Annotated in this window: 16 protein-coding genes; 6 read left to right on the forward strand and 10 right to left on the reverse strand. The window is 72.9% G+C overall.

Annotated features, from left to right (window positions below; genetic code table 11):
* Nucleotides 1-5: 5 nt before the first annotated feature.
* A complete protein-coding gene (locus NGK70_RS26705) occupies nt 6-1,424 on the reverse strand; it encodes a putative bifunctional diguanylate cyclase/phosphodiesterase (protein ID WP_428985552.1) in 1,419 nt (472 codons plus the stop codon).
* A gap of 216 nt (nt 1,425-1,640) precedes the next feature.
* Here NGK70_RS26705 and NGK70_RS23430 point away from each other — a divergent pair, with 216 nt between their 5' ends.
* The 6 genes from NGK70_RS23430 to NGK70_RS23455 all read left to right on the forward strand — a co-directional run bounded on the left by NGK70_RS23430 (nt 1,641) and on the right by NGK70_RS23455 (nt 7,629).
* Nucleotides 1,641-2,273, forward strand: a complete 633-nt coding sequence (locus tag NGK70_RS23430; RefSeq protein ID WP_251970855.1) for a glutathione S-transferase family protein — start codon at nt 1,641-1,643, stop codon at nt 2,271-2,273.
* A gap of 148 nt (nt 2,274-2,421) precedes the next feature.
* A complete protein-coding gene (locus NGK70_RS23435) occupies nt 2,422-2,925 on the forward strand; it encodes a DUF2946 family protein (protein ID WP_251970856.1) in 504 nt (167 codons plus the stop codon).
* A 148-nt stretch (nt 2,926-3,073) separates the two neighbouring features.
* A complete protein-coding gene (locus tag NGK70_RS23440) occupies nt 3,074-5,446 on the forward strand; it encodes a TonB-dependent receptor (protein WP_251970857.1) in 2,373 nt (790 codons plus the stop codon).
* 166 nt (nt 5,447-5,612) lie between these two features.
* Nucleotides 5,613-6,335: a c-type cytochrome gene (locus NGK70_RS23445; RefSeq protein ID WP_251970858.1), complete on the forward strand. Its 723-nt coding sequence runs from the start codon at nt 5,613-5,615 to the stop codon at nt 6,333-6,335.
* On the forward strand, nt 6,332-6,955 hold the full coding sequence (locus NGK70_RS23450; RefSeq protein WP_251970859.1) for an ankyrin repeat domain-containing protein: 624 nt from the start codon (nt 6,332-6,334) through the stop codon (nt 6,953-6,955). The genes NGK70_RS23445 and NGK70_RS23450 overlap by 4 nt, the downstream gene beginning before the upstream one ends.
* Before the next feature lie 26 nt (nt 6,956-6,981).
* Nucleotides 6,982-7,629 (forward strand): DUF411 domain-containing protein, encoded by a 648-nt coding sequence (locus tag NGK70_RS23455; RefSeq protein WP_251970860.1) that lies wholly within the window; start codon nt 6,982-6,984, stop codon nt 7,627-7,629.
* A gap of 359 nt (nt 7,630-7,988) precedes the next feature.
* On the opposite strand, the gene NGK70_RS23460 is transcribed toward NGK70_RS23455, so the two are convergent.
* From NGK70_RS23460 to NGK70_RS23500, 9 genes are all read right to left on the reverse strand, one after another.
* Nucleotides 7,989-9,257, reverse strand: coding sequence for an FAD-dependent oxidoreductase (locus NGK70_RS23460; RefSeq protein ID WP_251970861.1), 1,269 nt, complete (start codon nt 9,255-9,257; stop codon nt 7,989-7,991).
* The gene (locus NGK70_RS23465) at nt 9,254-9,895 is read right to left on the reverse strand and encodes an SCO family protein (protein ID WP_251970862.1); all 642 of its coding nucleotides are present in this window, start codon (nt 9,893-9,895) and stop codon (nt 9,254-9,256) included. Before NGK70_RS23465 ends, NGK70_RS23460 begins: the two co-directional genes overlap by 4 nt.
* Nucleotides 9,892-10,317, reverse strand: a complete 426-nt coding sequence (locus tag NGK70_RS23470; RefSeq protein WP_251970863.1) for a hypothetical protein — start codon at nt 10,315-10,317, stop codon at nt 9,892-9,894. Before NGK70_RS23470 ends, NGK70_RS23465 begins: the two co-directional genes overlap by 4 nt.
* A gap of 32 nt (nt 10,318-10,349) precedes the next feature.
* Complete coding sequence (gene nosD / locus NGK70_RS23475; RefSeq protein WP_251970864.1) at nt 10,350-11,585, reverse strand: nitrous oxide reductase family maturation protein NosD; 1,236 nt, start codon at nt 11,583-11,585, stop codon at nt 10,350-10,352.
* Between the two features lie 85 nt (nt 11,586-11,670).
* Nucleotides 11,671-12,582, reverse strand: a complete 912-nt coding sequence (locus tag NGK70_RS23480) for a bile acid:sodium symporter family protein (protein WP_251970865.1) — start codon at nt 12,580-12,582, stop codon at nt 11,671-11,673.
* The gene (menA, locus tag NGK70_RS23485) at nt 12,579-13,562 is read right to left on the reverse strand and encodes a 1,4-dihydroxy-2-naphthoate octaprenyltransferase (protein ID WP_251970866.1); all 984 of its coding nucleotides are present in this window, start codon (nt 13,560-13,562) and stop codon (nt 12,579-12,581) included. Before menA ends, NGK70_RS23480 begins: the two co-directional genes overlap by 4 nt.
* Nucleotides 13,559-14,296, reverse strand: a complete 738-nt coding sequence (locus NGK70_RS23490; protein ID WP_251970867.1) for a class I SAM-dependent methyltransferase — start codon at nt 14,294-14,296, stop codon at nt 13,559-13,561. Before NGK70_RS23490 ends, menA begins: the two co-directional genes overlap by 4 nt.
* 41 nt (nt 14,297-14,337) lie before the next feature.
* Nucleotides 14,338-14,895: a TlpA family protein disulfide reductase gene (locus NGK70_RS23495; protein ID WP_251970868.1), complete on the reverse strand. Its 558-nt coding sequence runs from the start codon at nt 14,893-14,895 to the stop codon at nt 14,338-14,340.
* On the reverse strand, nt 14,895-15,722 hold the full coding sequence (locus NGK70_RS23500; RefSeq protein WP_251970869.1) for an ABC transporter permease: 828 nt from the start codon (nt 15,720-15,722) through the stop codon (nt 14,895-14,897). Before NGK70_RS23500 ends, NGK70_RS23495 begins: the two co-directional genes overlap by 1 nt.
* Nucleotides 15,723-15,729 lie beyond the last annotated feature (7 nt).

Here is a 15,729-nt window from a genome sequence, read left to right on the forward strand (position 1 = left end):
ACTCCTCAGGTGTGCTCGATCTGGCGGTCGCGAGCCCCTTCGGCCGGCCCCGCCAACGGGGTCGATGCCAGCGGTACCAGCGGCCGCCAGGCGCCATGGAGCTGCGCCTCGAACTCCGCGGGCGGCACGGGCCGGCTGAACAGGTAGCCCTGGAAGGCCTCGCAGCCCATTTCGCACAGGAAGCTGCGCTGCTCGTCGGTCTCGACGCCCTCGGCAATCACCTGCAGGCCGAGGGTGCGGCCCAGCGCCACCACGGTCTGGGCGATGGCCGCGTCGTTGGGCGAGGCCAGCATGTTGCGCACGAAGGACTGGTCGATCTTCAGCTGGTCCAGCGGCAGCCGGCGCAGGTAACTCAGCGACGAAAAGCCGGTGCCGAAGTCGTCCAGCGAGAAACCGATGCCATGCGCCTTGAGGACGGCCATCTTGGCGACCACGGCATCCAGGTCATCGGCCAGTACGCTCTCGGTCAGCTCCAGCTTCAGCATCGACGGGTCGATGCCGGCCTCGGCGACGCGCGCCAGCACCCGCGCGACGAAATCCGGCTGGGTGAATTGCGAGGCGCTGACGTTCACCGCCAGCTGCAGGCCGGCGGTGCGCGCATCCAGGCGCCAGGCTGCCAGCCGCAGGCAGGCCGTGCGCAGCACCCAGTCGCCCAACGCCGGCATCAGGCCGCTGCGTTCGGCCAGCGGGATGAACTCGCCCGGCGACACCATGCCGCGCTGCGGGTGCTGCCAGCGCAGCAGCGCCTCCGCGCCGAGGATGCGGCCGTCCTCGCCGACCTGGGGCTGCAGGTACAACAGCAGTTCCCCCTGCAACAGGGCACGCTCCAGCTCACGCCCCTGGCCGTTGCGCTGGGCCACGTCGGCCTGGATGATCCACAGCGCGCCATACACCAGCGCGACCACGAAGCCGTGGTTGATCCACACCCCCGGCGCCCGCACGCTGTCAGGCAGCATGAATGCCGTCTGCGGGCCGGCATTGCTGCTGGCCAGGACCGCATAGGTACAGAGGAACAGCAGCGGCACGCCGTGGCGCAGCCAGGGCGGCTCGTCACGCATCAGCAGCACGGCGACCACGGCATAGCCGAGCAGGAAGGCATGCGCCGACCGGGGCACCCCGAGCGAGGGCACATCCAGGTACGCGGCGTTGAAAGTCATGACGCCGTACAGCACCCCCGACAGCAGGCGGGCCGCCTGGCGGATGCGCCCGCGCTGCACCAGATGGAAGGTCAGGGCGGACAGGAGGATGCAGACCAGGTCCAGTGCGGCGATCGCCCGGTTGCCATGCAGCGCGAAAAAGGTGCCCCAGCCCACGCAGAAGACCGCCGTCAGCCCGCTGCCCAGCAGGAGCATGCGGCGCACCCGCCGCTCGTGCAACGACGGCGCGCCCGTGGAATCAGAGGCAGGGACGGCAGGGGCTTTCATGGAGGGGGCGGCAACCGGGGCTCAGCCCCTGGACGGCACGGACCCATTCAGTATCGGAGCGCCGCAGGACACACTTGAGCCACGACACCCTTGGACACACACTGACGACACTGGGTTACCCCAGGTCTGTCATGCCGGGGACTCGCCGACGCCGCGCGGCGGGTGCACCATGGCGCAGCCGGTCCGTGCCACCGGCTGCCATGCGAGGAGCCCCCGATGAAGCTGATCGTTTCCCCCCGAGCGCCCAACCCCCGCCGCGTGCGCATGTTCATCGCCGAGAAGGGCAACAGCCTGCCCGACATCGCGCTGGACAGCATCGACCTGGTGCGTGGCGACCACCGCAGCGCCGAGTTCAGGGCGCTCAATCCGATGGCGCGCGTGCCGGTGCTGCAACTCGACGACGGCCGCGCCCTGGCCGAAACCAGGGCGATCTGCACCTACCTCGAAGGCCTGGCCCCCGAGCCCAACCTGATGGGCCGCGACGCCACCGAGCGCGCCTTCATCGAGATGGCCGACCGGCGCATGGAAATCACGATGCTGGGCACCATCGCCAATTGGATCCGCCACGGCCATCCCGGGCTGGCCAACCTGGAGCGGCCCCAGTTCCCCGACTTCTCCGCCTCCCAGGGCGAGAAGCTGCGCGGCATCACCGCCTGGCTGGACGGCGAACTGGCCCGCCAGCCCTTCGTGGCCGGAGAGCGCTTCACCATCGCCGACATCACCGCCTTCTGCGGCCTGGAGTTCGCCCGCGGCCTGATGAAGTACCGCCCTGGCGACGAGGGGCTGGCCCACCTGCAGGCCTGGCGCGACCGCATCGCCGAGCGGCCCAGCGCGCGCGCTGGGGCCTGACCCGGCGCGTCACGACGGCAGAGGGGTGTCGCGTGCAAGCCGCACACGGCGCGCACGGCCACCGGCCGGCTTGACCCACTTTAAGCCGGCACCATTTCCACCGTCAGAAAGTGCGGTGCCGGACGGCCCACACGCTATCGTGCCGCTCGTGCCCGTTCGTCCCCCTGGCCGCCACGCCTCGCCCCGTCGCCCTCCCCCCGCGCGTTCGCTGACGTGCCGGTGGCCGCTGTGCGCACGCACGCGGCAGCGCCTCTGGCTGGGCGGGCTGCTGCTGGCGATGTGGTTCTCGGCCCTGCAGGGCCTGCTCGGCGCGACGGTCGTCACGGCACTCGCCGATGGCGGCCCGGTGGTCGAGGTCTGCACCGCGCAGGGCATGCGCTGGATGCCGCTGACCGAGGCACCCCGTGGCGACCTGGCCGACTCAGACACCGACACGCCACCCGGCCTGCAGGGCCTGGCCCAGCCCTGCGCCTGGGCGCTGGCGCACGTCAACGTGCCGCCGGCCCCGCAGGTCGCGCAGCGCCCGGCGCTGCTGGCACCGGTCGAGCGGGTCAGGCTGCGGCCTGATGCGCTCACCCTCCTGCTGCCCGACACCTCCGGGTGGATCCTGCTGAGCGCGCCGATGCGCGCGCCACCGACTCGCGCCGTGTGAACCCGTGCCCGGCCCCATGGCCGGCTCGATCCGCAGTTCCTACGCGATTCCCACGTGACCCGCCCGGGCGCCCTCGATGCGCCGGGAGCGGTGCCGTGCGCGCCATGACGCCATGCCGGCGTGCGCACCCCTTGTCAGGATTCTTTCCATGCGCTCCACCCTGTCGACCCGGACGGCCGCCTGCCGTCGGGCCTCCCTCCGTTTGTCCCACCTCAGCCTGGCCCTCGCCACCGCGCTGCCGCTGTCTGCCACCCTGTTCCCCACCCTGGCCCAGGCCGCCGACGCAGCCATGCCCGCCCCAGCGGGGGCCAGCGCGCCGACCGCACTCGCCCCCGTCGTGGTGACCGGCGTGCGCCCCAAGCCGCTGCCGGCTGCCGATGGGCCGAACGAGCGCCAGCTCATCTCACGCCGCGCCGCCACCAGCGACAGCGCCCGGCTGCTGCTGGACGTGCCCGGCTTGTCGCTCTACACGGCCGGCGGCGTCTCCAGCCTGCCCGCCATCCGGGGACTGGCCGACGATCGCCTGCGCGTGCAGGTGGATGGCATGGACCTGATCTCGGCCTGCGCCAACCACATGAATGCGCCGCTGTCTTACATCGACGCCAGCGCGGTGCGCAGCGTCGAGGTGTTCGCCGGCATCGCGCCGGTCAGCGCCGGTGGCGACAGCATCGGCGGCACGATCTCGGTGCGCTCGGCCGATCCCGAGTTCGCCGAGCCCGGCGCCGGCCTGCTGACCCAGGGCGAGGTCGGCGCCAGCCTGCGCAGCAACGGCCGCGCCGCGGCCGCCCACCTGGGCGCCACCGTGGCGGGCGAGCAGGTCAGCGTGAGCTATCGCGGCTCGGTCGCCCGGGCCGACAACTACCGCGCCGGCAGCGACTTCAAGGCCGCCGGGGCCGCCGCGGCCGGGCGCGACTGGCTCGACGGCGACGAGGTGGGCTCAACCGCCTACAAGTCCGTCAACCACGCCCTGTCAACCGCCGTGCGCCTCGGTGCACAGCACCTCGCCGAGCTGCGCCTGGGCCTGCAGGACATCCCGAAGCAGGACTGGCCCAACCAGCGCATGGACATGACGGGCAACGACAGCGTCCAGGCCAACCTGCGCTACCAGGGCCGCTTCGACTGGGGCGGCGTCGAGGCGCGCCTGTACCACGAGGACACCGAACACCAGATGCAGTTCGGCGACTACAAGCTGTTCTGGTACGGCCCCACCGGGGGCAGCGACGGCGTGGCCGGCCCGATCAGCGGAGGCACCACGGGCTACGCGGCCGGCATGCCCATGGACACGCACGGCCGCAACACCGGCCTGACGGTGAAGGCCGACGCCCGGCTGAACGAGCGCGACCTGCTGCGTGCCGGCAGCGAGTGGCAGCGCTACCGCCTGGACGACTGGTGGGATCCCTCCGGCAAGGGCATGTGGCCCAACACCTTCTGGAACATCCGCGACGGCCAGCGTGACCGCGCCGCGCTGTTCGGCGAGTGGGAGGCACAGTGGTCGGCCCAGTGGCTCAGCCACATCGGCCTGCGCCACGAGACGGTGATGATGGACGCTGGCGAGGTGCAGGGCTACAACGCCACCTTCAGCCCCACCGACCAGGCCGCCTTCAATACCGCCGACCGCCGGCACCGCGACCAGAACCTCAACCTGGTGGCGCTGACCCGCCTCAAGCCCGCGGCGACCCTGACGCTGGAGGCCGGCTACGCGATGAAGACGCGCTCGCCCAACCTCTATGAGCGCTACGCCTGGTCCAGCCACGGCATGGCCATGCGCATGGTCAACCTGGTCGGCGACGGCAACGGCTACGTTGGCAACCTGGCCTTGCAGCCCGAAACCGCCCACACGCTCAGCGCCGCCGCCGACTGGCAGGCCGAGGACGGCAAGGCCTGGCACCTGCGCGTGTCACCGCACCTCACGCAGGTCGAGGACTACATCGACGCCGCGCGCTGCTTCTCCAGCGCCACCAACACGGCCTGCACCGCCGCCAACCTGACCCTGCAGAACGGCTTCGTCTACCTGCGCTACGTCAACCAGTCGGCCCGGCTGTACGGGCTGGACCTGTCCGGTGACGCGCAGCTCGGCCAGTGGGGCCGGCTAGGCGCCCTCAGCACGCGCGCCCAGATCAGCTACCTGCGCGGCAAGAACCGCGACACGGGCGACCACCTCTACAACATGATGCCGCTGCACGCGCGCATCGCCCTGGAGCAGCGCCTGCCGCTGGCAGGAGGCAGCTTCAACAGCACCCTGGAGGCCGAGGGGGTCGACGCCAAGGAGCGCCTCTCGGCCACCCGCAACGAGCAGCGCACCGCCGGCTACGGCCTGCTGCACCTGCGCGCCGGCTGGGAGCGCGGCGGCCTGCGCATCGATGCGGGCATCGAGAACCTGCTCGACCGCTTCTACCAGCACCCGCTGGGCGGCGCCTACACCGGCCAGGGCAAGACCATGTCCGGCACCATCGTGCCCTGGGGCACCCCGGTCCCCGGCCCCGGGCGCAGCCTCTACGCCGGCGTGAACTGGCGGTTCTGAAGCCTTGACGCGGCCGGCTTGACCTGGTTCAAGGACGGCCGGGGCCAGCTGTCGGACGCTCGCGGGTCGCCGCTGCAGCTTGACGCAAGCCAAGTTCGGCGGCATCGTCAGCTGCCCCGGGCCGGCCTGCGTGCCACCCCGGGCAGTGTCATCCGACCCGACCGCCATGGACCCATCTCGCGCTCCCACGAACCGCCCCAGTCACGCGCGGCGAGGGCGGCTTGCCCGGCACGTCAACCGTCTGCTGCTGCCGCTGTGCCTGCTCGCCGCGGTGGGCGCCGCCCCGGCCCAGAACCTGGAGCGCGGCAAGGAGATCAACGCCACCTGCGCCGGCTGCCACGGCGAGTTCGGCCAGGGCGGCAAGAAGGGCGAGTACCCCCGCCTGGCCGGCCAGCGCGCCGCGCACATCGCCGACCAGCTGCGCGCCTTCCGCAATCGGACCCGCATCAACCTGCCGATGTTCCCGTACACGCAGGAGCGCGAGCTGTCCAACGCCGACATTGAGGACGTGTCCGCCTACCTCGCCGGGGTCGAGCTGCCCACCGAGTGGCCCACCTTCAAGCCCGACGATGACGCCCTGACGCGCCTGACGGCCATGGAGAAGGTGATGATCATCCCGCGCGCGCCGGGCGACGTGGACCGCGGCCGCACCCTCTTCCAGAAGGAATGCGCCGCCTGCCACGCCCGCACGGGCATGGGACGCGGCAAGTTCCCGCGCCTGGTGGGCCAGTACAGCGCCTACCTGAAGAAGCAGATGGACGCCTTCGTCAAGGGCGACCGGCCACACGACGAAGAGGGCGTGGTCGGCATCCTCAACCGGCTCAACGAGCAGGACATGAACGACGTGCTCGCCTACCTCACCCTGATCCAGACCCCGGAGAAGCCATGAACACGGACCTGCTCACCTCGATGCCAGGACTGACCGCCCCCGCTGCCCGCCACGGCTTGGTGGCCGGGCTGCGTGCCGGACTGGTGACGGGCCTGGCGCTGGGGCTGACCGTGTGGCTGACGCTGGCCCACGCGCCGGCGCACGCCCAGGCTCAGGCCCAGGCAGCCCCGGCGACCACCCCGGCGACCTCATCGGCGCCCGCCGTGGGCACCGGCACCGGCCTGCCAATCCACGAAGTCGCGAGCACCGGGACCCGGCAGGCGCTGGAACAACTGCTGCGCGCCGACCCCCGGCAGCGCGACGCCCGCAACCCCCTGGGCGCCACCCCGCTGCACCTGGCCGCCACCAACGCCGACCCCGGCGCGCTGCAGGCCCTGGTGGCCGCCGGCGCCAACCCCAACGCCCGCGACGGCGAGGGCCGCACGCCGCTGCACATGGCCGCCTTCTCCACCCGCACCGCCAACGCCAAGCTGCTGCTGCGCGCCGGTGCCGACCCCCTGCTCAAGACCGACGCCGGCCGCGACGTGCTCAGCATGGCCCGGCGCGTGCGCGCCGACGAGCTGGCCGGCGAGGTCTCCCTGTGGATCCTCAAGGGCTGCACGCCCGCCAAGCCCTGCTGACGGCGGACCCACACGCGGAGCAAACCATGCCTGCCATCACGCCGCTCGCCTTGCGGATCACCCCTCGGACCGCACCCGGAGTCATCCACCGGATCGGCCGCCCGCTCGCCCCCCTGCTGCTGGCCGGCGCCGCCGCGGTGCTTGGCCTCGGGCTGGGCAGCCTGACCGCGCACGCCCAGCCGGCCACGGCCTCGGCCGCCGCATCGGCCGCGCCATCGGGTATCTCCCCCCGCGCCGACCTGCCGCCCGTCACCGTCTACGCGCCCAGCCCCTGCCTGGCGTGCATCGACTGGGCCGACCACCTGCGCCGCCACGGCTTCACCGTGACGATGGAAGACAAGCCGCAGGCCGAGATGCCGCGCATCAAGCGCTGGCTGAACGTGCCCAGCGACCTCGAATCGGTGCACACCGCCCGTGTGGGCCCCTACTTCATCGAGGGCCACGTGCCGGCCGACGACATCCTGGCGCTGCTCAAGGAGCAGCCCAAGGCCCGCGGCCTGGCCGTGCCCGGACTGCCGCGCGGTGCCCCGGGCCGGGAGAGCTACAACCCGATCTGCGACACCGCCTGCACCATCCTCGACAACGCCGCCGCCGAACCCACCGTGCGCCGCGAGGCCTACGTCACCCTGCTCGTCGGCCGCGATGGCCGCGGCAAGGTGTGGGCAAGGCATTGAGGAGAGGCCGCCTCCCGCGCTGACGATCATCCGGCGCACTGCCACCGCCCGCCCCGCGATGTATGCCGTCCTTGCCGCCGCGATCATCGGCAGCCTGTTCTGGTCCCCGGCGGACCGCACCCACCACGGTGACCGCTGGCTGGCCAGCGTGGGGCAGAGCCTGCACCACCGCGGTGATGCGGGGCATCCGGGCCTCGTGACGCTGGAATACCGCCCGGACCGGCCCGCGCTCTTGGTCGGACCGCGCAGTGACCTGAAGCCGGTGCTGGGTCTGGGGGTGTCACCCGACCAGACCCGCTACCTCTACGCCGGCTGTCCCTGGGTACCCGCGGGCCGGGACGCTGCGCGGGTGGCCGTTGTCAGCCCACCCCCAGCCGAGCCGCCATCAGGCTGCGCGCCCACTGCAGATCCTCGTCGCGTGGCTGCGGGTTGTCAACCTGGCGCACGGTCTGGACGATGACGCCGTCGCCGCGCAGGCGGTAGCTGGTGTCGATGCGCAGCTGCTCGGCCGGGTCGGCGTCGAGCCAGACGTGGCACTGGCTGGCCGGCAGCAGTTCGGCCGCGGGCGGCAGGGCCTGCCCCAGGCTGGCGGCCAGCACCTGCCGGGCCGCGGCGGCGCCCAGGTCGGCGGCGATCTGCGCGGTCTTGGGGTAGGCGCCGAAGAGGATCGAGACGCTGTCCAGCGCATCGCCGACGATCAGGACCCGCTCGTCGCCAGGTGCGCGCAGGCTCAGTGGCTCCACCGCCGCCCAGCGGCTGGGCTGCCCCTGCGGGCCGCGCCCGAGCAGGCCGGCCTGGGTGAGCAGCGCGCCGGCGCCCATCGGTGGCAGCAGCAGGGCGTGGTCGAAGGGAAGCTCGCCATCGTCGGTGCGGACCGTCCTGGCCCAGGGGTCGACGCGCCGCACCTCGCTGTAGGGGCGGTGCTCGATCAGGCCGCGCCAGCGCTCGTTGAACAGCCGGGAGTAGCGCGGCATGCCGCCGCCGGCATCGAGCAGGGTGACCTTGGCGCGCAGGCCGCGGGCGCGGATCCAGCCAGCCAGCAGCACGGCACGCTCATAGGGCGCGGGTGGGCAACGGTAGGGCGGCGGCGGTACGGTGAGCAGCAGGTCGCCTCCCTGGAATCCCTGCAGCGCGCGCTGCAGGCCATCCAGCTCGCTGGCCTGGAAGCCGGCCGGGAAGCGTGAGCGCGCCTCGGCCTGCGCGCGGGCGTCGCCGCCGTACCAGGCGGCGTCGTCATACGTGGCGCCGGTGGCGAGGATGAGCCAGTCGTAGGCGAAGGCACCCGCACTGGTGTCGAGCCGCCGGCCCGGGCGGTCGATGGCCTGCACGTCGGCAGCCACGAAACGCCAGCCCTGCCGGCGCCCGAGTTCGGCCAGGTCGAGCCGCGGCAGGCGCTCGGGGGCCCGGTCGACCAGCCAGGCGCTGCTCAGCGGCAGGGAGCGCCACTGCGGAGAGCGGTCGATGAGCGTGATGTCCAGCCGGCCCGCGCCGTCACGGCCGAGCGCATGCGCTGCAGCCAGGCCGCCCCAGCCACCACCGACGATCAGCACCCTTGCGCGGGCCTGGCCGCCCAGCGCCGCAGCGGCCAGGCCGCCCAGCATGCCGCCAACGAGGCTGCGGCGCTTCATCGCGCGTCGGCCGCCAGCCAGCCTTCGATGCGCTCAACCAGCGTCGGCACCGGCGTGCTGTAGCCGAAGCGGGCCAGCAACTGCCCATCCGGACCGACCAGGAACATACCGGCGGTGTGGTCCACCGTGTAGGCATTGGGCGAGGCACCGGGTTCGCGCACGACGGTGTAGGTCACGTCAAAGGCACCGGCAGCACGTCGGACCAGGTCGGCAGAGCCGGTCAGGCCCAGGATGCGGTCATCGAACGCGCGGGTGTATTCGCCCAGCACCACCAGGGTGTCGCGCTGGGGATCGACGCTGATGAAGATCGGCTGCAGCCGCCGCGCCTTGGCGGGGCCGAGCGCGGCCAGCACCTGCTGCATCTCCAGCATGGTGGTGGGGCAGACGTCCGGGCAGGACACGTAGCCGAAGGCGACCAGCTGGAAGCGGCCGCGGAAGTCCTCGGAGGTGAGCGCCCGCCCGCCTGGGCCCTGCAGGATCCAGCGGGGCGTGCGGCGCGAGGTGGCGTCGGCCGGGGCATCTGCGACGGCCTCGGGTGCCGCAACCGCCACGGTCTGTGCAGTGGCCGGAGCGAGCGGCAGCGCCCAGGCGAGCGCCACCATCAGCGCCGCGGCCGCCGCGCCTGCGTGCGCGCTCACTGGGCCGGCCCGGCCGGCGCCGGGGGCGCTGCAGGCAGGACGGCCTGCAGGCGCTGGGCAAGTACATCCAGCCGGGCCTGCTGCGCGGCGGGCTCGGGGCAGGCGGTGCGACTGCCCGTCACGGCCAGGTAGCTCTGCTGGGTGCCATCGTCGAAGGCGCTGCCGTAGCGGGCCGTCTTGGGCGCGTGCGCCAGCATGAGCGCCTTGGCGCGCCGGGCAGCAGCCAGGTCCTGGCAGGCCAGGGCGCGGCCGTTGACCTCGGCGAGCTCGCCGATCTCCTTCAGGCCGGTCTCGACCGCAGGGGCCGCGACAGGCGTCGCGGGGGTGGCGTTCGGCGTGGCCACGGGGGCCGGGGTCTGGGCACAGCCGGTCACGACCGCTGCGCAGCACAGGAACAGGAAGGAGCGGGGAGCGGATGTCATGGGTGGAACTCGCTGGACAGGATGAGGTTGGATCAAGAGGCCGACGATGCCGGCGCGGCCATGCGCGGGCTGGGGTCGCGCAGCACCCGGTAGGGACTGGTGAAGGGCGCCAGGCGCTCCAGGAAGTCGAGCAGCTCCAGCGCCGGGCTGGCGCGGAAGAAGGTGGCCAGCGGCGTTTCCATCCAGATGCGGTCGGCGAACAGCAGCACGTCGTGCGGCGTGTCGCCTCGGCCGTCGTGGTCGCGGTCGAAGCCGAGGTACTCGTCCCAGTCGTTGCCGGACCACTGGTGCGACGCGCCCGCACCGGGGGCGCTGACGGCCACGGTGGTGAGGTTGTTGGTGTAGCGGCTGCCGCTGAAATGGTCCTGGCCGGCCTCGCCGTAGAAGAACATGCCGATGATGTTGTGGGCAAAGTGGTTGCCGCGCACCTGCAGGTGGCCCCGGCCTTCGACGCCGGTGTCGAGCTTGAAGCCCACCGCGCAGTGCAGCACCTCGTTGCCCTCGATCAGGCTGTCGTGGCTGTCCTTGAGCACGATGCCGGCGCCGCCATCGGTCAGCGCGTGGGCGATCTGGTTGCCGCGCAGCGTCAGCGCCGGCGAGTAGAGCACCACGATGCCGGTGCCAGTGTGGCTCAGTCGGTTGCCCTCGGCCAGCAGGCGCGGCGAGAAGACGGCGTGCAGCCCGTAGCGGCCGTCGGTGAAGTGGTTGCGGCGCAGCTGGTTGTCGGGCGAGTTGATCAGCGTGAGGTCGCGCCCGCGCTCGAAGCGGTTGTCCTCGACGCGGTTGTGCCGGCTGTTCCACAGCCGCAGCGCGTCGCCGCGCATGCCGGGCGTCAGCGGCTTGCCGGTCACCCGGTTGCCGCGCACCAGCGAGCGGCTGACGCCCTTGAGGTGCAGGCCGAAGAGCACGTCTTCCAGGGTGTTGTCCTCGGCCAGCAGGTCGGCGCCCGACAGCTCCAGGCCAGCATCGACGCGGTCCTGCGAGTCACCGCTGCCGCGCAGGTGCAGGCCACGCACGGTGACGCCATCGGCCTGCACGACCAGCACGGTACTGCGGCCGTCGCCCTCGATGGTGGCCGCGCCGCCGCCGTCGAGCACCATCGGCCGGGTGATCTGCGCCGGCCCCTGGTAGCGCCCGGCGGGGAGGCGCAGCGTGCCGCCGCTCGGCACGGCGTCGATCAGCGGCTGGAGCAAGGGCAATGGCTGTGGCCGCGCCGGCACCGCGGCGGCCACGGGCGCACCGGCCCCTCCCGACAGCAGCGCCAGCATCCCCCCCGCGAGCGCCACCGCCGCGATCAGGAGCGCGCCAATCCGCCCGACCCTCGTTGCACCGGCCCGCCGCATGCGTCGTCCTTCAGGCACCCGCGCCGGCGCCCCCGGCATGGCGCCCCGTGCGGTGGCGCATCAGCAGCGCGAAGACGATCGCGCCGCCGTTCATCAGCAGCGCGTAGACCACGCTGGGCACGCTCATCGCCGGCTGGCGCAGCAGCTCGACGCAGACGTAGATGCCCAGCGCCGAGTTCTGCAGCCCGCATTCGGTGGCCACCGCAATGCGGTCGCGCCGGTCCAGCCCGGCCTGGCTGCCCAGCCCCCAGGCACCGGCCAGCACCGCCGCGTTCAACGCCAGCGCCGCCAGCCCGACGCCGCCGAGGTGCTCGGCCAGCACCAGCCGCTGCGACCAGAAGGTGGCCAGCACGATGAGCAGGAACAGCCCGGTGGCGATGCGCCCGGCCACCGGCTCGATGCGCCGCACCCGCACCGGCCGCCAGGCGCGCAGCGCCATGCCGATCAGCACCGGCAGCGTGGTGAGCAGGAAGACGCTGCGCACCATCTGCGCCAGCGGCAGGTCGATGCTCAGGCCGCTGGCCATGAAGTGCTGCAGCGCCACGTCCACCACCAGCGGCAGGCTCAGCATCGCGGCGATGCTGGTCACGGCGGTCAGCGCGATCGACAGCGCCACGTCGCCGCCGGCCAAGTGGGTGACCAGGCCGGAGCTGACCCCGCCCGGGCAGGCGGCCAGCACCATCAGGCCGACCGCCATCACCGGCGGCAGCCCGGCCGACAGGGCCAACTCGGCCACCACCCAGCCCAGCAGCGGCAGCATCAGCATCTGGCCGACGAGACCGACCGCCAGCGCACGCGGGCGCCGCAGCACGGCGCGGAAGTCGCCCAGCTGCAGTGTCAGCCCCAGGTACAGCATGATGAAGGCCAGCGCCAGCGGCAGCAGCACGCCGGTGATGGTGGCGCTTGGGGGGGCGGCGTTCACAGCATCACCCCCACGGCCAACAGCAGCCCGAGCAGGCTGCAGGCCTTGGCGGTGGCGGCCAAGTGGGTGTTCAGCCAGGCCCCGGGCGGCTGGGCGCCCAGCGAGCGCACCAGCCTCAGCGCCAGCGGCAGGGCCAGCAGGGCGAGCCAGGCCCCGGGCCGGCCGCCGTTCTCGCCGGTGACGGCGAGCGCGACGACACCCAGGTAAGGCAGCAGCATCAGCAGCGCATAGATCGCGCGGGCGCGCTCGCGTCCCAGCCGGGCCACCAGGGTGCGGCGCCCGGCGCGGCAGTCGCCCTCCAGGTCGCGGTAGTTGTTGACCAGCAGCACGGCCGCCGCCGGCAGGCCCACCACCGCGCCGGCCAGCCAGGGCGCCAGCGCCAGCTGCCCCGTCCAGCCGGCCTGCAGCCAGTGGCTGCCCGCCACCGCGACCAGGCCGAAGAACAGCAGCACGAAGACCTCGCCCCAGGCCGAGTGCGAGATCGGCCGCGGCCCGCCCGAGTAGGCCCAGGCCGCGCCCAGCGAGGCCAGCCCGGCCAGCAGGATCGGCCAGCCGCCGCGCTCGACCAGGAAGACGCCCAGCGCCAGCGCCGCGCCCAGGCAGGCGAAGGTGGCGCGCTTGAGCACCGCCGCGCTGACCCAGCCGGCGGCGGCCACGCGCAGCGGGCCGATGCGGCCCTCGACGTCGGTGCCGCGCTCGAAGTCGGCCGCGTCGTTGTGCAGGTTGGTGGCGATCTGGATCAGCAGCGCGCAGGCCAGCGCGGCGGCAAAGGCCCACCAGTCGCGCGCAGCACCATCGGCCCAGGCCAGCGCGGTGCCCAGCAGCACCGGCGTCACCGCCAGGCTCAGCGTGCGCGGGCGGATGGCGAGCGCCCAGACGCGCCAGGCCGGCATGGGTGGCAGCGGCGCCGTCGTGCGGCGGGCCTCGGGCAGGCTGCTCATCGGGTGCAGGCCACCCAGTGGCCGGGCGTCGGGCGTCATGCGCGGCTCCCGTGGTGCAGGCAGGCGATACCGAAGGAGAGGTTCTCCCAGCGCACGTCGGTGAAGCCGGCCTCGCGCATCAGCGTGGCCAGCTCGCGCTGGTCCGGAAAGCGCCGGATCGATTCGATCAGGTAGCGGTAGGCCTCCGGCTGGCCGGCCACCGCGGCACCCAGGCGCGGGATGACCCAGCGCGAGTAGAGGTCGTACATCGGCGCCAGCCAGGGCCGCGGGCGCGAGAACTCCAGGCAGACGTACTGGCCGCCGGGGCGCAGCACACGCCGCACCTCGGCCAGCGCGGCCGCCACCTGGGTGGCGTTGCGCAGGCCGAAGGAAAGCGTGAGCAGGTCCACGCTGGCATCGGCAAAGGGCAGGTGCTCGGCCTCGCCCTCGATCCACTGCAGGCCGGCGCTGTCGGCGCGGGCCCGGCCCACCGCCATCATCGCGGCGCTGGGGTCGCAGACCGTCACCTGCCGGCCCGGGCCGCGCAACAGGCGCGCCACGTCGCCGGTGCCACCGGCCAGGTCGACCACGGTGCCACGGCAGTGCGCCACCCGGCGGGCGAGCGTGCGCTTCCACAGCCGGTGGATGCCCATGCTCATCAGGTCGTTCATCAGGTCGTAGCGCGGCGCCACCGACTCGAACACCCGGCGGATGAGGGCGCGCCGCTCGTCAGTGGCCACCGCCTGGTTGCCGAAGCTGCGGTCGATCGCGGGGCCGTCGGGCGGGAGACTCATCGCTGCTTGACTCCGGAAGATCCTGGGCGCGGCAAGGCCGTTCAGCGCAGCGCGCGCTGGGTGGCCGCCTCGATGTGCTCGCGGCTGAGCAGCCCGAGCCGGCTGGCGACCACCGCGCCGCGGCGGTCCAGCACCACGGTGAAGGGCAGGCCGGCCTTGCTGTTGCCCAGCGCACGCATCAGGTCCAGGCCGCGCTCGCGGGTGAGCACGACGGGGTAGTTGACGTCGTAGGCGCGGGCAAAGTCGCGCACCGGCGCCGGGTCGGTCTCGATGTTGATGCCGATCACACCGACGCCGGTCTTGCGTTCGGTGTGCGCCACCAGCTCGGGGATCTCGACCCGGCAGGGTCCGCACCAGCGGGCCCAGAAGTTGACGATCAGCGGCTGGCCGGCGCTCACCCTGGCCGGGCGGTTGTCCAGGTCCCACAGCGCGGCGGCGAACAGCGGCGCAGCGTTGAGGCGCCCCTCGGGCTCCAGCACCAGCGCGCCGGTGGCCTGGGTCTGGGTCTGGGCCCGCGCTGCGCCGGCCTGCAGCCAGGCCGGGCCGGCCACCGCCGATCCGAGGGCCAGCGACAGCAGGCGGCGGCGCGTGGGCTGCATCACGGCAGGTCCCCGCGGCGGAAGAGGAAGTAGCCCAGCGACGCGGCCAGCAGGCCCAGCGCACTCGGGTAGGCCAGCGCGAAGGCCATGTAGCCCTTGGCGCCGAAGGTGTCCAGGATCACGAAGGCCGAGGGGCCAAGCACGATCAGCTGCGGGTCGAACAGCGCCAGCGCCGCGGTGCGGAAGACCTGCAGCGGGTTGGCCAGCGCCACGCCCACCGCCACCTCGGGCGCCACGCGGCCCTGGATCATCACGCCCAGCAGGATCAGGTCCAGGAAGAGCAGCAGCACCAGCCAGAGCAGGAAGGCCGCACCCTGCGCCATGTCGGTCGAGCGCGCCACCGCCGAGATCAGCATGCCGAACCCGAGGAAGCACACCGCCATCGCCGCCAGCAGAGCGGTGTAGTAGCCAAACATCGTCCAAGGCACCTCGATGCCGCGCACCAGCGCGATGCCCACCGCCGCCAGCATGGCCGCGGCCACCGGCAGGAAGACCACCAGCCAGCGGCCGACGAACTTGCCCCAGAACCAGGCGCCCAGGGACACCGGCAGCGACAGCAGGTACTCGAAGACACCAGCCTCGCGGTCCCCCGCCACCGAGCGCACGGTGGTGATGAGCACGAAGATCGGCAGGATGGCCATGGTGAGCTGGATGTAGGTCACCAGCAGGCGCGACAGGCCGATGAAGCCCAGCACGCGCGACTCAGTCAGGCCGAACAGGAACAGCAGCGCGACGATGCCGCCGAACACCAGCGTGTAGATCAGGAACCAGCGCGCGCGCAGCGACTCGACGATGTCCAGGCGGGCGGTCAACCACAGAGCAGACATGGCGGCC

Source organism: Sphaerotilus microaerophilus (genome assembly GCF_023734135.1).
Classification (GTDB): Bacteria; Pseudomonadota; Gammaproteobacteria; order Burkholderiales; family Burkholderiaceae_C; genus Sphaerotilus; species Sphaerotilus microaerophilus.

Excerpts from the sequence above, each read along its gene's own strand:
- NGK70_RS23495 (WP_251970868.1), bottom strand. The coding sequence starts at position 14,895 with ATGCAGCCCACGCGCCGCCGCCTGCTGTCGCTGGCCCTCGGATCGGCG.
- NGK70_RS23430 (WP_251970855.1), top strand. The coding sequence starts at position 1,641 with ATGAAGCTGATCGTTTCCCCCCGAGCGCCCAACCCCCGCCGCGTGCGC.
- NGK70_RS23450 (WP_251970859.1), top strand. The coding sequence starts at position 6,332 with ATGAACACGGACCTGCTCACCTCGATGCCAGGACTGACCGCCCCCGCT.
- NGK70_RS23470 (WP_251970863.1), bottom strand. The coding sequence starts at position 10,317 with ATGACATCCGCTCCCCGCTCCTTCCTGTTCCTGTGCTGCGCAGCGGTC.
- menA (WP_251970866.1), bottom strand. The coding sequence starts at position 13,562 with ATGACGCCCGACGCCCGGCCACTGGGTGGCCTGCACCCGATGAGCAGC.
- NGK70_RS23460 (WP_251970861.1), bottom strand. The coding sequence starts at position 9,257 with ATGAAGCGCCGCAGCCTCGTTGGCGGCATGCTGGGCGGCCTGGCCGCT.
- NGK70_RS23490 (WP_251970867.1), bottom strand. The coding sequence starts at position 14,296 with ATGAGTCTCCCGCCCGACGGCCCCGCGATCGACCGCAGCTTCGGCAAC.
- nosD (WP_251970864.1), bottom strand. The coding sequence starts at position 11,585 with ATGCTGGCGCTGCTGTCGGGAGGGGCCGGTGCGCCCGTGGCCGCCGCG.
- NGK70_RS23500 (WP_251970869.1), bottom strand. The coding sequence starts at position 15,722 with ATGTCTGCTCTGTGGTTGACCGCCCGCCTGGACATCGTCGAGTCGCTG.
- NGK70_RS23440 (WP_251970857.1), top strand. The coding sequence starts at position 3,074 with ATGCGCTCCACCCTGTCGACCCGGACGGCCGCCTGCCGTCGGGCCTCC.
- NGK70_RS26705 (WP_428985552.1), bottom strand. The coding sequence starts at position 1,424 with ATGAAAGCCCCTGCCGTCCCTGCCTCTGATTCCACGGGCGCGCCGTCG.
- NGK70_RS23445 (WP_251970858.1), top strand. The coding sequence starts at position 5,613 with ATGGACCCATCTCGCGCTCCCACGAACCGCCCCAGTCACGCGCGGCGA.
- NGK70_RS23455 (WP_251970860.1), top strand. The coding sequence starts at position 6,982 with ATGCCTGCCATCACGCCGCTCGCCTTGCGGATCACCCCTCGGACCGCA.